Origin of the sequence: Streptomyces sp. NPDC051041 (assembly GCF_044456065.1) — a bacterium.
Lineage (GTDB): Bacteria > Actinomycetota > Actinomycetes > Streptomycetales > Streptomycetaceae > Streptomyces > Streptomyces glaucus.
Genome location: NZ_JBITFM010000008.1, coordinates 176,789 through 191,876 on the forward strand (window position 1 = coordinate 176,789; position 15,088 = coordinate 191,876).

The following is a 15,088-nucleotide window of genomic DNA, read 5'->3' on the forward strand; positions in this document are numbered from 1 at the left end:
TCCGCTGGGCCCGGACGGTGGGGTGACGGGTCCTGTGGGAACGACGAGTGGGGACAGGCATGCGGGAAGGCCGGTGGGTCACGGTCACCGAGTCCGAGTTCGATCACGAACGCCGCGGCCTGGAGGCGATCCGGGAGCGGTTGCCGGACTCCGACCCCTGGCGTGCCTGGTCGAACTTCACCTTCACCGCGCACACCGGCCACGTCCGCGAGGTCGACCTGCTGGTCGTCGCGCCCGGCGGCGTGTACATGATCGAGCTGAAGGACTGGCACGGCTCGGTCACCTCCGAGAACGGCACCTGGGTGCAGACCACCCCCGGTGGCCGGCGCCGCACGCACGGCAACCCGCTGCACCTGGTCAACAAGAAGGCCAAGGAGCTGTCCAGCCTGATCGGGCAGGGGCAGGGCGGCCGGCGCGTCTGGATCGGCGAGGCGGTCTGCTTCACCGACGACGGGCTGCGCGTGCGCCTGCCCGCCCACGACCGGAACGGCGTGTACACCGTCGCCGAGCTGATCGAGCTGCTCAAGCAGCCCCCGCGCGACGAGCGGCGCCGTATCACCGCGATCGACTCCCGGCACATCAAGGCGGAGCTGGACCGCATCGGCATCCGCCCCAGCGAAGCCGAGTACAAGGTCGGCCCCTACGAGCTGAAGCGCCGCCCCTTCGACTCCGGCCGGACCTGGGCCGACTACGAGGCGCATCACACGGAGCTGCCCGAGCGCGCCCGGGTCCGCGTGTACCTGAGCGAGCGCGGCTCGGACGCCTCGCTGCGGCAGTCCGTGGAGAACGCCGCCCGCCGCGAGGCGGCCGTCCTGCAGCGGTTCCGGCACCCGGGCGTCGTCCCCTACCGACAATACTTCCCGACCGGGCACCCCGCGGGCCCCGCGCTGGTCTTCGACCACGACCCGCGGACGATGAAGCTGGACGAGTACCTGGTCCAGTACGGCGCGAAGCTGGACATCCTGGGCCGGATGGCCCTGGTCCGGCAGCTCGCCGAGACCGTCCGGTCCGCGCACGCCAAGCGCATCCACCACCGGGCCCTGACCGCCCGCTCCATCCACGTCCTGCCCCGCCCGGACGGCGGCCGGGGCAAGGCGGTCGGCGAGGAGGCCGCCTGGCTCAGCCCGCGGCTGCAGATCTCCGACTGGCAGATCGCCACCCAGCGCGGCGGGGACTCCTCCCAGGGCGGGACGCGCCTGGCCCCGACCGCCCTGTCCGCGATGCACCTGGCCGACGACGAGGACCCCTACCTCGCGCCCGAGCTGACCGCGCTGCGCCCCGACCCGGTCTCCCTGGACGTCTACGGCCTCGGCGTCCTCACCTACCTGCTGGTCACCGACAAGGCCCCGGCCGCCAGCCAGGCCGAGCTGCGGGCCCGCCTGGAGGCCGGGGAGGGCCTGCGGCCCAGCTCCCTGGTGGACGGCCTGTCGGAGGACGTCGACGAGCTGGTGCAGGCGGCCACGGCATACAGGCCCGACCGGCGTCTGTCCAGCGTCGACGACTTCCTGGAGATGCTGGAGGTCGTCGAGGACTCCCTCACCGCCCCCGCGTCCGCCGCCGCCTCCGAGAGCGCCGCCGCACCCGAGAAGGACCCGCTGGACGCGGTCCCCGGCGACGTGCTCGACGGCCGCTGGGAGGTGCGCCGACGGCTCGGCACGGGCTCCACCAGCCGAGCCTTCCTCGTCCGCGACCTTCAAGCCGAGGCGCGCCGCACCCGTCCGCTGGCCGTGCTGAAGGTGGCCCTGTCCGACAGCCGGGGCGACATCCTCGTCCGCGAGGCCGAGGTCATGGGCCGCCTGCGCCCCCACTCGGGCATCATCCGCCTCGTCGAACCGGAGCCCCTGCGCATCGCGGGCCGCACCGTCCTCGCCCTGGAGTACGTGGGCGACGAGCGCGACGACGCCGGCGAGCCGGGCGAGCGGAAGACGCCCCGCCGCCGCGAGGAGACGGTGGCCCGCCAGCTCCGCGACGAGGGCCGGCTCCCGGTCGACCAGCTGGAGGCGTACGGCGACTACCTGTTCGGCGCCGTCGACTTCCTGGAGGGCGAGGGCGTCTGGCACCGCGACATCAAGCCGGACAACATCGCCATCCGCATCCGCCCCAACCGCACCCGCGAGCTGGTCCTCATCGACTTCTCGCTGGCCGGCTACCCGGCGAGGAACACCGACGCGGGCACCGAGGGCTACCTCGACCCGTTCGTCGACGTCATCACGCGCGGCACCTACGACTCCCACGCCGAGCGGTACGCGCTCGCCGTCACCCTGCACCAGATGGCCTCGCGCGAGCTGCCCAAGTGGGGCGACGGCAGCGTCCCGCCCCGGATGACGGACCCGAAGGAGTGGCCCTACCCGACCATCGCGGCCGAGGCGTTCGACCCGGCCGTGCGCGACGGGCTCGTCGCTTTCTTCCAGAAGGCCCTGCACCGCGACGTCGGCAAGCGGTTCCCCGAGCTGAAGCCGATGCGGGACGCCTGGCGCAAGATCTTCCTCGACGCCTCGCGAACCGTCCCCTCCAGCCACCGCAGCCGCCACCCGGCCCTGGCCGGCACCGGCCCCGCCGCGGACGCCACCGCCACGGAGCAGACCCCCCACGGCGCCATCGCGGACGCCGAGCCGGAGACCGCGGAGCAGCAGCGCGACCGCCTCGCCGCCGAGGTGACCCGCGACACCCCGCTGACCGTCTCCGGCCTCACCGGCGCGGCCCAGTCCTTCCTCTACGGCCTGGGCATCACCACCGTCGGCGAGCTCCTCGACTACAGCCGCCGCAAGCTCGTCAACGCCCCCGGTCTCGGTGCCAGGACCCGCAACGAGGTCCAGAAGCGCCAGCGGGAGTGGGGCGAGCGGCTGCGCGCCACCCCCGTCTCGCCGCTCACGCCGCAGGGCCGCGCGGAGGCGAAGGAGGAGCTGGACCAGCTCACCGCCGCCGAGTCCGCCCTCGCGGGCACCCTGGCGACGTCCGACGCCGCCGGCGGCCTGTCCGCCCGCGCCCTGCGCTCCGTCAGCCTCGACGCCCTCGCCACGATCTTCGTGCCGGTCGTCAACAACAACGGCTCCAACCGCAACAAGGCCGAGATGGTGCGGCTGCTGCTGCGCCTGCCCGACGAGCACGGCGTGCTGCCGGACATCGGGGTGTGGCCCAAGCAGAAGGACGTCGCCGAGGCGCTGGGCCTCAGCGCCGGGCGCATACCGCAGATGCTCAAGGAGGAGCGCAAGCGCTGGAAGGCCGACCCGGCCGTCCGTGCCCTGCGCGCCGAGATCCTCGACCTCCTCGCCGGCATGGGCCGGGTCGCCTCCGCCGCCGAGATCGCCGACGCCCTCGCCGTGCGGCGCGGCAGCCAGCTCGCCACGCGCGAGCAGCGGCGCGCGCTGGCCCTGGCCGCGGTCCGCGCCGTCGTCGAGGTCGAGCAACTCGCTCCCGATGAGGCCGAGTTCCAGCACCAGCCCAACCGCAAGGCCACCGAGGAGTCGCTGGGCGCGGGCCTGCTCGCCCTGGACGTGCGCGAGCACGACGCGCCCGACACCCCGACCGCGCCCGGCCTGCTCGACTACGCGACCAAGCTCGGCCGCGCCGCCGACCGCCTTGCCAAGCTGGACACCCTGCCGACGGCCGCGACCGTCCTGGCCGAGCTGGGCGCGGTGACCATGCCGCCCGGCGCGATCGACTGGGACGAGCGGCGCATGGTCGAACTGGCCGCCGCCGCGTCCGTCAACGCCGCCGCCACCCCCCGCCTGGAGATCTACCCGCGCAACCTGCCGCTCGTCCGCGCGCTGCGCCTCACCCAGGCCGGCCTGGTGCGCCGGATCGACGGCGTGCCGGAAGGGCGGCAGCCCGGCCTGACCGCCGAGGACATCCACGAGCGGGTCCGCGCCCGCTTCCCCGAGCTGGTCGTCCCGGACGGACGCGGCGGCACCACCCATGAACTGCCCACCGGCGGCCCGCTCACCAAGGCCCTGCGCGACGCGGGCTTCGAGCTGTCCCTGAGCACGCGCGAGGACACGGGCACGCTGCGCTACCTGTCGACGCGGGTGGACGACGCCTCCAGCTACCTCACGACGGGCGCCTGGCGGCACTCGACGCGTACGGGCACGGTGACCCGGTACGCGGACGACCCGCAGCTCGCGGGCGCGGTGCGCGCGGAGGAACGGCTCCTCGCCTCGGCCCGCCGGGACGGCTACCGGGTGCTGACCGTGCGGCAGCAGCTCGTCCGGGACGCGGTGCGGGAGTTGGGCGCCGAGCGGCTGGGCGCGCGGGCGGTGTCGGTGACCGAGCTGTTCCTCCAGGCCCTGCGCGCGCAGGTCACGCCGGGCACCAAGCCCACCTGGGAGACCCTGCTCAAGGCGGACGCCGCCGAGCCGGGCTCGAAGGGCGCGGTGCGGTTCGCGGAGTACGCGCGGACGGCGTGGGGCTCGGTCGAGCCCCGGATAGTAGAGCTGCTGGGCAACGGCGGCGGCGATGCGGGTCCGGTCCTGCTGACGGAGGCCGGGGTGTTCGCCCGGTACGACGCGATGGGCGTCCTGGACCGCCTGGCGTCGGCGGCCCGGCGGGGCGGGCGGGGGCTGTGGCTCCTGGTCCCGCAGAGCGACCCGTTGCGCGAGCCCAGGCTCGGACAGGTGGCCGTGCCGTACCAGGCCGGCCTGGGGGAGTGGATCCAGCTTCCGGACACGTGGGTGGGCAACCGCCACCGCGGGTCCGGCGAGAACGTGGCGAGTGGTGTCGAGGGAGACGCGAAGTGATCGACCGCAAGGCTCTGTTGGACGATCTGAAGCAGCAGGTCAAGGCGGTCGAGGCCGACCTGGGCAAGCAGGTCAAGGCACTCGGTGAGGTCGGGGCCCGGCTGCGCGCCGAGTACGACCAGGCCCGCAAGCTCGGGCGTACGGCGGCGACGTGGAACTCGTGGCTGGACGAGCGGGTCACCCAGGTCGCGGTGGCGTGGGTGCTGGGCACGGTCTTCGTCCGCTTCTGCGAGGACAACCGGCTGATCCCCGAGCCGTACCTGACCGGCCCGGACGGCGACCGGCGCGAGCTGGCGGAGGCCCGGTACGACGCCTACGTGGAGACGGACGACAACCCGACCTACCGCGGCTGGCTGGAGAAGGCCTTCGACGAACTGGGCCAGGGCCAGGCGGGCCGGCTCCTCTTCGACAAGCGGCACAACCCGCTGTACCAGATCCCGCTCTCGCACGACGGCGCGCGGGAGCTGGTCGAGTTCTGGCGTCAGCGCAACGAAGATGGCGTCCTCGTCCACGACTTCACCGACCCGCTGAACGAGGACGGCACGGAGGGTTGGGACACGCGGTTCCTGGGCGACCTGTACCAGGACCTCAGCGAGGCCGCGCGGAAGACGTATGCGCTGCTCCAGACGCCGGAGTTCGTGGAGGAGTTCATCCTCGACCGGACGATGAATCCTGCGGTGCGGGAGTTCGGGTACGAGGAACTGAAGATGATCGACCCTACGTGTGGGTCGGGGCACTTTGTGTTGGGGGCGTTTCGGCGGCTCGTGCGGCTGTGGGCGGAAGGGCAACCAGGGAAGGACGTGCACGAGCGGGTGCGGGCGGCGCTGGAATCGGTGCACGGTGTGGACGTCAACCCGTTCGCGGTGGCTATTGCTCGGTTCCGGCTGCTGGTGGCGGCGATGGCGGCGGGTGGTGTGCGGACGTTGGCAGAGGCGGCGAAGTACGACTGGCCGGTGAATCTGGCTGTAGGTGACTCATTGATTAAGTCTCGCCGGTCCCAGCAGGGAAACCTGTTCGGAGGGATAGACGAGGACTTCGTGGACGAGCTGGCCGAGTTCAAATATGCCACGGAGGACGTGCATGAGTACCCGGAGATCCTACGACCGGGGCGGTATCACGTGGTGGTGGGAAATCCGCCTTACATCACGGTAAAGGACAAAAAGCTCAATGAGTTGTACCGTGGGTTGTATCCGGCTTGTGCTGGAAAATACGCACTATCGGTGCCGTTCGCTCAGCGGTTTTTCGAGCTGGCCAAGCGAGGCGACGCCGATGGGCATGGTTACGGGATGGTCGGTCAGATCACGGCCAACTCTTTCATGAAGCGGGAATTTGGGACAAAACTTATTGAAAGTTATTTTGGGCATGCGGTTGAGTTGACTGAGGTAATTGATACCTCAGGCGCATACATTCCGGGGCATGGCACGCCGACGGTTATTCTCGTGGGCAGGCAGCGGGGCGGGGGCGGCCGATCGCCGGTCGTCCGAGCCGTTCGTAGCGTACAGGGTGAGCCCGGTGCGCCAAAGAACGCCGAAGAGGGCTTGGTCTGGCGGGCAATTGTTGAGCAGATCGATAATCCTGGTTCGATGAGCCAGTGGGTTTCTGTAGACGATCTGTCACGCGCGAAATATTTCAGTAAGCAGCCGTGGGTGCTGGCGGACGGTGGACAGGAGTTGGTTGAACAACTTCAGAGAAATTCGAAAATCACTCTGAAGGAGTTGTCGGAATCCATCGGATTCGCCGCTATTACCGGTGACGATGAGTACTTTGTGCTGCCGCGACCATTGGCATCTTGGTTGCGTGATCGTGACGTTCCGCGTCGGGCTTTTGTCACCGGGGATCAGGTGCGAGATTGGGGGTGTCTTCGTAATGCGGATGTCATCTTCCCGTCGGCGGCTAGCTTGAGCGAACGGACCAAGTTGGAGGATAGAGTCCTGTGGACTGGGCGTCAGATTCTGCGTAATGGGCTGATGTTTTCTACGACCAAAGAGCAGAGAGGGCTGCCATGGTCGAACTACGCCTACCATCACGAAGGGCGGCTTGCGGCTGATTTCTTGCTCGCTTTTCCGTTTGTTTCGACGCACAATCATTTTGTGCTTGGCCGCGGAAACCTGGTGTTCAACCGTCACGCCCCGGTGATCAAATTGCGGGAGGGGGCGAGTGAGCAGGAGTATCTGCGGTTGCTTGGGCTGCTCAACAGCTCGACGGCATGCTTCTGGCTTCAGCAGGTATCTCACAACAAGGGCGAGGGTGGCGGCGCTCGTGTCGACGCAGGTTACTCGGCCATGGGTAGCGAGGCATGGAAAAACTCGTTTGAGTTCACCGGCACAAAGCTCCAAGAGTTCCCTCTACCCGTCGACTATCCGACGGTAATCAGCGCTGCTCTTGATGCCCATGCTCAGCAGCTTGCCGCCACTTCCCCCTTGGCTCTCGTCGAAAAGGAAATTCCCACCGTATCCGCCCTCCGTGAGGCAAAGGATCGCTGGATGTCCCTCCGTGGTCGGATGATTGCCCTACAGGAAGAGTTGGACTGGCAGGTGTACTCCCTATACGGCCTGCAGGACGAGGATCTCCGCGCCCCCGAACATTCCATTCCCGAACTCGCTCTTGGGGAGCGGGCGTTCGAGATCGTGCTTGCTAGGGCCGTGGAACGCGGTGAGGTGCGGACTGAGTGGTTCGAGCGTCACGGTTCCACGCCGATCACAGAGATCCCCGCCCACTGGCCTGAGGCTTACAAGGAAGTTGTACGCAAGCGGATTAACGCCATAGAGCAATCCCGGGCGATCCGGACTATGGAGCGGCCGGAGTACAAGCGCCGCTGGAAGACCGACGGGTGGGAGACGCTGCAGGAGCGAGCCCTGCGCTCCTGGTTGCTCGACCGTATGGAGAAGCGGGACCTCTGGTTCGATGAGAACGGTCAGCCCGCCATCCTCACCCTGGCCCGCCTCACCGACGCCCTCTCGCGCGACGAGGACTTCGTCTCCGTCGCCAAGATCTACGCGCCCCGCAAGGACCTGCCCAAGGTCGTTGCCGAGCTGATCACCGACGAGCACGTGCCGTTCCTCTCCGCCCTGCGCTACAAGCCCTCCGGGCTGAAGAAGCGCGCCGACTGGGAAGAGGTCTGGGACCTCCAGCGCAAGGAAGACGCCGCCCCGGACGAGCAGACCAAGCGGAAGATCCGGGACTCCATCCCCGTGCCGCCGAAGTACACCTCGGCCGACTTCCTCCGCCCGTCCTACTGGAGGGCGCGCGGCAAGCTGGACGTGCCCAAGGAGCGGTTCATCTCCTACGGGCAGACCAACGCCGCCACCCCGGACCTCTACGGCTGGGCCGGCTGGGACCACCGGGAGCAGGCGCAGGCGCTGGCGACGTACTTCACCAACACCGCGCTGTCCACCGAGGAGATCACGCCGTTCCTCGCCGGCCTGCTGGAACTCCAGCCGTGGCTGTACCAGTGGCACAACGAGTTCGACATGCTCTACAGCGGCTCCCCGGCGGACTTCTTCGCCGCTTACCGCCAGCAGAAGCAGGGCGAGCACGGTCTCACGGACGACGACCTCCGTGGCTGGCGTCCTCAGGCCGCGACCCGAGGCCGTCGCGCAGCAGTGAAGCGGTAGCCAGGAGCAGATCGATTTCCGACGGTTCAGGGGCCACCCGGTGCGTGGGCGGGTGGCCCTGGGCCCGCACGTGCAGCTCCGCCCACACGGTCTTGCCCGGGGCTGCCGGGCGAGGGCTGACGCCCCAGTCGTCCGCGAGGGTGGCGACGAGGAGCAGGCCCCGGCCGAACTCGGAAAGCGAGTCGGTTGCCGGGGGACTGGCCGGAGGCCGTTTCTCGGTGCGGGTGTCGGTCACCTCGATGCGGAAGGTGCCCCCGGTCAAGGTGAGTCGGACGTGGAAGTCCCTGCCGGGGACGTGGCCGTGGCGTACGGCGTTGGCGGTGAGTTCCGCCGTGATGAGGGTGAGCGTCTCGTTGACCGGGGTCGTGTAGGGGTGGCCCCAGTCGTCCAGCCGGTGCGAGACGAGTCGGCGGGCGAGGCGGGCGCCGCGCGGCGTCGACGTGAAGCGCATGGTGAATTCGCGTTCGGGTGCGGGACGCTGCGGCATGTGCCCGTTCGGGGGAGTTGCTGACTTCATAGGGTCAACGGTCTTGGACTCTGCGTAGCTTTGACCAGAAGTGACGCGCTGACGGGTACGGGCTGTACACGCGGTCGGTGCGCTTGTACGTGGTGGTGGGCGTGACCGGTTCCCGGGCTCCGAGTTGGCCTGACGGGGCGGTTGCACGAGAGGAGCTGCGGCGTGGACGACGAGGTTCAGCAGCCGGAGTACGAAGTCGGGACGGGCATGCTGTGCGTGTTCGGGCGGCAGTTGAAGTTGTTCCGGGAGCGGGCGGGCCTGGACCGCGCGGGGTTGGGGTCGCTGACCGGGTACTCGGCCTCGACGATCGCGTCGTTCGAGTAGGCGAGACGTATTCCACCGCCGAAGTTCATCGACCAGGCGGATGAAGTGCTGGGGGCGGGCGGGGTGCTGAGTGCGAGCAAGGAGGAGGTGGCTCGGGCTCAGTATCCGGCGTTCTTCCAGGGTGCGGCCAAGTTGGAGGCCGAAGCGGTTGTGCTGCACGTGTACGCCACTCAGGCTGTGCCAGGACTCTTGCAGACCGAGGATTACGCGCGGGCCGTGTTCGCCATGTGGCGCCCGCAGCTGGACGGAGAGGTCATCGAGCAGCGGTTGGCCGCCCGGCTGGCACGACAGGAGATCATCGAGCGCCGACCCGTCCCACACCTGAGTTTTGTGATCGAGGAAGCTGTACTTCTGCGTCCGCTCGGCGGTGGGGCGGTATGGCGAGGGCAGTTGGAGCAACTCCTGCTCATCAAGGAGAAGCGGAACGTGGAGGTTCAGGTGATGCCGCTCTCCCGCCAAGAGCACGCGGGATTGGCTGGCCCGTTCACCTTGATGGAGATGAAGGATGGGCGCAGGATCGCCTATGCGGAGGTGCAGGGTGACAGTCGGGTCCACACGGAACGTCAGAAGGTCCGAGAGCTTGAACGTACGTATGGGTCCCTGCGCGCACAAGCACACACTCCGGCAGAATCGCGAGCGTTAATCGAGAAGCTGTTGGGAGAGAGATGAGCGGGGAGAACACCAGGCTTGGCCTGGACGGCCTTGCCTGGTTCAAGAGCAGTTACAGCGCGGGTGATGGCGGCGAATGCGTCGAGGTCGCCGTCCGCCCCGCTACGGTCCATGTCCGCGACTCGAAGGACAGCACCCGCGCCGCACTCGCCGTACAACCCGCGGCGTGGGCCGCGTTCGTCGAGTTCGCGGCACTCTGACAGGGACGGCAGCGATGGCAGGGCAGGGCCCTCGGCGAGCGTGTGCTCGCCGAGGGCCCTGCTCGTCCCGGCTCCGCAGCGTCTTCAGCAGCCTCGGCACCTCGCTCACGAGGTGTCGCACCGGCACGGGCCGGCATGGCGGTCACCGTCCGGCCGGAGGCGACCGGCTCTCGGCGGAGGTCGCCTTCCCGGGGGTGATCGGCATCGTGGTGGAGCCGGTCCGCACGCCACCGTCGCTCACTCACATAACGAGGTCTCAACGGAGCTCATGCTGTCCGGTCCTTGCGGCGCGGAACTACTGTAGGTTCCTGCCATGAAGCAGGGTAAACAGGTCGAGAACCCCGAGTCGCGTTTCTTCGCGCTGCTGGTGGCGGCAGCGAAGCTCCCGGGTGTGCGTATCCACAGGGAGGCGTACCTCCGGAGTGCGCTGGCTCGGCACTGCTCCGAGGAGGATATCCGACGAGCGGTCGAAGAGACCCCCGCTGCGGCGGGCATCACTGCCGAGGTTCTCGACAAGGTCGCCAACGACTCCATCCGCTACGAGACGGCCAAGGTCAGCGCCCTCTCCGCCGCCGCAGGGATACCCGGCATCCTCGCCCTTCCCGCCACGGTGCCCGCCGACACGGCCCAGTACGTCGGCCACATGCTGCGCATCGCGCAGAAGCTCGCCTATCTCTACAGCTGGCCCGATCTGTTCTCCGACGAGGGCGATGACGTAGATGACGCGACCAAGGGGGTGCTCACGCTGTTCTTCGGCGTGATGTTCGGCACCAAATCGGCGAACGTCGCGGTGGGGAAAGTCGCGGGGATGATGGCGGAGCAGGTCGCCAAGAAGCTGCCCCAGAAGGCACTCACCCACGGGGTCGTCTACCCCATGGTGAAAAAGGTCGCGGGCTACCTCGGTGTCAGGATGACGACGCAGTCCTTCGCGACAACCGTCTCGAAGGCCATCCCTCTCGTAGGGGCCGCCGTCTCCGGCGGGCTCACCTTCGCGACCTACCTCCCGATGGCCAAGAGGCTCAAGAAGCACCTCGCCGACCTGCCGCTGGCGGACCCGTCGCACCGAGTGACGGAGGAGGACGTCGTGGACGGCGAAGTCGTGGAGGACCACGAAACCTTCGCCCCTGCCGACGCTGAACAGCACGGCGCGGACACCACCGCCCCCGAGCTGGAGGAACCCAGGTCCTGACGCCGCGAGTGCCCTCCGACCCTCGAAGGGGCGGTCGATGCGGAGGGGGGCGTTCTCGTCATCGCCGCCGGGGGCGGTGATCCGTCGGCATGAGGGCTCGCCCCTCACCTCGCCTCGCTGATCACCGCGACCCGCGAGAATCCGTCGGAGCACCGGACACCCGCGGCGGGGCCAGGGGGACGATCTCCCGGTCGAAGAAATCGTAGAACTCCTCACCACGCTCATACAGCGCATCGAATCCGGCGTTCGTTTCCCGGATCAGTGAGGGGTCCGTGTAGCGGTTGGCTCCGGCCGCATTGCCGTCCTCGTCGTACACGACCTCGTACATGACCACATCGCCGAGAACCACCACTTCCGGTACCGGGTGATCCCGCTCGATGCCGGAGATGTCGCGAGCGTCGATGACCTTGATCGCGTCGCCCACGTCCACGCGCACGCGCAGGACGAACAACTCCCATTGCACATACGGCGTGACAGGGAATTCCACCACCCGGAGGCGGCGGTGCGCGACGCCCAGTTCCGATGCCCGCCGGATTTCCCGGGCGTAGTCCTCGCGCCTCTCGTCGGCCAGGGACAGAGCCCTTTCCCAGTCGCCGGCGGCGAAGGCCTCCCAGCTCGGGAAGCCGCGCTCCTTGAAGTGCTGGCCGCGCTCCAGCTTGTTGAGGAAGCCGATCCCGCTGGAGTAGATCCGGCCGAGGTCCGCGTGGTAGGTGGGGCGGTCCAGGCGTTCGGAGACGCCGTCCGCGAAGGAGTCAAACATTGGGGATGTCCGGCTTCGCCGCGATGAGCGTGTTCCTGGGGATGACCACGAGGCGTTCGTCCGACCCGATCGAGACCCCGTCGGGCAGGTTCCTGCCGAGTGACTGGGTGAGGTCCCGGCCGATGACGGCGATGTCGCCGTTGGTGAGTTCCCAGATGTCCGGGCAGTCAGGAGTTCCGGTGGTGTTTCCCAGTTCTTGGGGTGTTTTTCCCAGGCGTTGCTTGAAACCCGTGTCCGGATCCGCTTCCCACGGCCTGGTCATTTCCCTCGCCCCCTCGATCGGTCGGGAGCCTCACTGTAGCGTGCGACTCTCCTGCCCGACCATGTGTCAGGACCGGCCCACGGGGGTATTGGCGAGGATTGGTTCTTCCTTGTTCCCTGTCGCTCGGGGGCGGAATGATATTGATCGCAATGAAGATCACGCCAACGCCTGACAGGTGACACTTTCCATCTGCGCTGTCGGACGATCGGGTGAACGGAGGGGCGGCTGTGGAAGCGGAAGTGGCCTTGCTCGCGCAGAGCGCGGGGACCACCCTGGTCGCGTTGATGGCGACCGACGCCTGGCACCACGTGCGTGACGGGATCACACAGCTCTGGCGCCGGACGCGACCCGAGCGTGCCGAAACCGTCGCCGCCGAGTTGGAGGCCGGCCGCGAGGACGTGCTGGCCGCCGTGGCCGCGGACGACCAGGAGACCCTGGACGAACTACGCCTCCAGTGGCAGGGGACGGTGCGGCGGCTGCTCGTCGCCCGGCCCGCCGCCGCCGAGGAACTGCGCGCACTGCTGGACCGGCTCGATCCCGGCGGCTCGGCCGCCCGGCGGATCACCCAGCACGCCACCGCGTCCGGTCAGGGCCGCGTCTACCAAGCGGGACGTGACCAGCACATCGCCGAGCGATGACGGGCGGGACGGACGGCCACGCCGAGGACCAGGGGCGCGTCTACCAGTCGCAGGGCGACCAGCACATCAACGAGCACCACCACTACGGCGGTGGCGGGCCGGAGCACGGCGGACCGGACTCGGTGCGGCGCCCGGCGGTCGGCAGGCCCCCCGTCACGCTCCGCGACCGCAGCGAGGTGATGGAACGCCTGCGGGCGGGCGTCGAGGCGGAGCGCGGCGGCCAGGTCTACGTGCTGTACGGCATGGGCGGCTCGGGCAAGACGGCGGTCGCCTGCGCCCTGTTCCAGGAGGTCACCGGAGAACCGGGCCGGGTGGGCCTGTGGGTCAACGCCTCCGACCGCGCGAGCCTGCGCGCCGGCATGCTCGCCGTCGCCGCCGACCGAGGGGCGGACGACGGCGAACTGCTCGCCGCGCGCAACGGCCTCAGACCTGCCGCCGATCTCGCCTGGACGTATCTCGACCGTTCCGCGGAACCCTGGCTGCTGGTCCTGGACAACACCGACGAGCCGGAGATCCTGCGGGACGGCGACTGGCTGCGCACCAGCCCGCGCGGCACCGTCCTGGTGACCACCCGGCGAGCGGCGGCCCGGTGGTGGCCGGGCGCCGAACTGCAGTACATCGGCGTACTGCCCCGAGAGGACGCCGCGCTCGTGCTGCGCGACCTCGCACCGCACAGCGGTACGACGGAGCAGGCGGCGCGGGTGGCGGACCGGCTCGGGCGGCTGCCCCTCGCCCTCACCCTGGCGGGCGGCTTCCTCTCCCGTCAGGTCATCGACCCCTGGACGATGGACACCTACGGGGACCGGCTCGACTCGGACAACCGGGTCCAGCTGATCGACCGGGGAGCCGACGCGCTGTCCGAGGCGGACCCCCGGCATCTGGTCGGCCTGACCTGGCAGCTGACCCTCGACGCGTTCGAAGCGCGCGGGCTGCCCGAAGCGGTGGCCCTCCTCAGACTGCTGGCCCGGTTCGCCGCCGAGCCGCTGCCGCTGACCCTGCTCAACCACGCCGGCATCGGCGCCGTACTGCCTCGCGCCCGAACCGAGACGGCCCTCAGAGCCCTCCTCGACCAGTCGCTGTCCGAACTGGCCGACGCCGCCGGCGCACGCTGCGTACAGAGTCACGGCATCCTGCTCGACAGCGTCTCGGCGGCGACCCCCGCGGACCTGGTGCCCGCCCTCGACACGACAGCCGTCCGGCTGCTCGACGCGGCCGTGCCCGGCGTGCCCGACGCCGGTCCGCACGATCCCCGACTGCGCCTGCTGGTGCCTCACGCGCTGGCCCTGCTGGGGCACGTCGGCGGACCGTCCGCCGCCGACGCCCTGGCCGTCGCGACCAGGCTGTCCGTCGCCCTGCACCGGACCGGTGACTACCTCTCCGCCTGGGAGACCGCCCGAAACGCCGCGGACCTCGCACGGCGACACCTCGGCGCGGACCACCGCGCGGTCCTCGCCGCCCGCTCCAGGGCGGGGCGGGCACTGTTCCGGCTGGGCAGGTACGCCGAGGCCGAAGCGGCGCTCCGCGCGGTCCGGGACACCCAGGAGCGACTGTTCGGCGCCGACGACCCCGACACCACGGACAGCGGCTACGGCCTCCAGCTCGTGCTGGCGAACCTCGGCAGACGGGAGGAATCCGTCGCGCTGCTCCGCGCCACCGTCGCCGGGCGGCGCTCGGCGCTGGGCCCCGCGCATCCGCTGACCCTGCGGGCCCGCGCCGGCCTGCTGGAGATGCTGCCCGCCGCCGAAGTGGTCACCGAGGAGGGCGGCACCCTGCTCACGCTGCCGTCGGAGTGCGAACGCGTCCTCGGCCCCGACCACACCGTGACCCTGGGCGCCCGCCACAACCACGCGTGGGCGCTGTACCTCCTGGGCCGTTTCGACGAAGCCGACCGCGAGATCCGGCAGGTCACCGAGGCGTATGAGCGGCGCTTCGGGCCTGAGTACCCGATCGTGCTCGCCGCCCGGCAACTGCTCTCCCGGACCCGTGCCGCGCTCGGACACCTGCAGGAGGGGATCGCGCTGATGACCGACGTCGTCGAGCGGCGGGAACGCGGCCTGGGCCCCGAACACCCCTTCACGGTCGCGGGCCGGCGCCTGCTGGACGCCTACCGGTCGGGACGACGGCGGCCGTAGTGCCCACGGCGGGACCGGAGCGGCCCGCGGGGACGGTGCGCGAGGGCATA

At 69.6% G+C, this 15,088-nt stretch carries 9 protein-coding genes and 1 pseudogene; 7 read left to right on the forward strand and 3 right to left on the reverse strand.

Going from position 1 to position 15,088, the window contains the following annotated elements; genetic code table 11:
• Positions 1–59: 59 nt before the first annotated feature.
• Together pglW and pglX are read left to right on the forward strand one after the other, a co-directional pair.
• Positions 60–4,733, forward strand: a complete 4,674-nt coding sequence (gene pglW / locus ACIBAI_RS16290) for a BREX system serine/threonine kinase PglW (RefSeq protein WP_399034661.1) — start codon at positions 60–62, stop codon at positions 4,731–4,733.
• On the forward strand, positions 4,730–8,347 hold the full coding sequence (pglX, locus tag ACIBAI_RS16295; protein ID WP_399034662.1) for a BREX-2 system adenine-specific DNA-methyltransferase PglX: 3,618 nt from the start codon (positions 4,730–4,732) through the stop codon (positions 8,345–8,347). Before pglW ends, pglX begins: the two co-directional genes overlap by 4 nt.
• Here the strand turns inward: pglX and ACIBAI_RS16300 are convergent.
• Positions 8,274–8,834: an ATP-binding protein gene (locus ACIBAI_RS16300; protein WP_399034749.1), complete on the reverse strand. Its 561-nt coding sequence runs from the start codon at positions 8,832–8,834 to the stop codon at positions 8,274–8,276. The two genes, pglX and ACIBAI_RS16300, sit on opposite strands and share 74 nt — an antisense overlap.
• A gap of 192 nt (positions 8,835–9,026) precedes the next feature.
• On the opposite strand from ACIBAI_RS16300, the pseudogene ACIBAI_RS16305 reads away from it, so the two are divergent.
• The 3 genes and pseudogenes from ACIBAI_RS16305 to ACIBAI_RS16315 all read left to right on the forward strand — a co-directional run bounded on the left by ACIBAI_RS16305 (position 9,027) and on the right by ACIBAI_RS16315 (position 11,246).
• Positions 9,027–9,857, forward strand: a pseudogene (locus ACIBAI_RS16305) (helix-turn-helix domain-containing protein).
• Positions 9,854–10,057 (forward strand): DUF397 domain-containing protein, encoded by a 204-nt coding sequence (locus tag ACIBAI_RS16310; RefSeq protein ID WP_399034665.1) that lies wholly within the window; start codon positions 9,854–9,856, stop codon positions 10,055–10,057. The pseudogene ACIBAI_RS16305 and the gene ACIBAI_RS16310 overlap by 4 nt, the downstream one beginning before the upstream one ends.
• Before the next feature lie 313 nt (positions 10,058–10,370).
• Positions 10,371–11,246: a hypothetical protein gene (locus tag ACIBAI_RS16315; RefSeq protein ID WP_399034668.1), complete on the forward strand. Its 876-nt coding sequence runs from the start codon at positions 10,371–10,373 to the stop codon at positions 11,244–11,246.
• Positions 11,247–11,367: 121 nt separating this feature from the next.
• On the opposite strand, the gene ACIBAI_RS16320 is transcribed toward ACIBAI_RS16315, so the two are convergent.
• Complete coding sequence (locus ACIBAI_RS16320; protein WP_399034670.1) at positions 11,368–12,006, reverse strand: DUF6879 family protein; 639 nt, start codon at positions 12,004–12,006, stop codon at positions 11,368–11,370.
• Positions 11,999–12,268 carry a hypothetical protein gene (locus ACIBAI_RS16325; protein WP_399034672.1) on the reverse strand — a complete coding sequence of 90 codons (270 nt, stop codon included), beginning with the start codon at positions 12,266–12,268 and terminating at the stop codon, positions 11,999–12,001. The genes ACIBAI_RS16320 and ACIBAI_RS16325 overlap by 8 nt, the downstream gene beginning before the upstream one ends.
• A 227-nt stretch (positions 12,269–12,495) precedes the next feature.
• Between ACIBAI_RS16325 and ACIBAI_RS16330 the strand changes: the two genes are divergently transcribed.
• Entirely contained in the window at positions 12,496–12,906 is a 411-nt protein-coding gene (locus ACIBAI_RS16330; protein ID WP_399034674.1) for a hypothetical protein, read from the forward strand.
• The gene (locus tag ACIBAI_RS16335; protein WP_399034676.1) at positions 12,903–15,038 is read left to right on the forward strand and encodes a tetratricopeptide repeat protein; all 2,136 of its coding nucleotides are present in this window, start codon (positions 12,903–12,905) and stop codon (positions 15,036–15,038) included. The genes ACIBAI_RS16330 and ACIBAI_RS16335 overlap by 4 nt, the downstream gene beginning before the upstream one ends.
• Positions 15,039–15,088 lie beyond the last annotated feature (50 nt).

Excerpts from the sequence above, each read along its gene's own strand:
- ACIBAI_RS16325 (WP_399034672.1), bottom strand. The coding sequence starts at position 12,268 with ATGACCAGGCCGTGGGAAGCGGATCCGGACACGGGTTTCAAGCAACGC.
- pglW (WP_399034661.1), top strand. The coding sequence starts at position 60 with ATGCGGGAAGGCCGGTGGGTCACGGTCACCGAGTCCGAGTTCGATCAC.
- ACIBAI_RS16300 (WP_399034749.1), bottom strand. The coding sequence starts at position 8,834 with ATGCCGCAGCGTCCCGCACCCGAACGCGAATTCACCATGCGCTTCACG.
- ACIBAI_RS16315 (WP_399034668.1), top strand. The coding sequence starts at position 10,371 with ATGAAGCAGGGTAAACAGGTCGAGAACCCCGAGTCGCGTTTCTTCGCG.
- ACIBAI_RS16320 (WP_399034670.1), bottom strand. The coding sequence starts at position 12,006 with ATGTTTGACTCCTTCGCGGACGGCGTCTCCGAACGCCTGGACCGCCCC.
- ACIBAI_RS16335 (WP_399034676.1), top strand. The coding sequence starts at position 12,903 with ATGACGGGCGGGACGGACGGCCACGCCGAGGACCAGGGGCGCGTCTAC.
- ACIBAI_RS16310 (WP_399034665.1), top strand. The coding sequence starts at position 9,854 with ATGAGCGGGGAGAACACCAGGCTTGGCCTGGACGGCCTTGCCTGGTTC.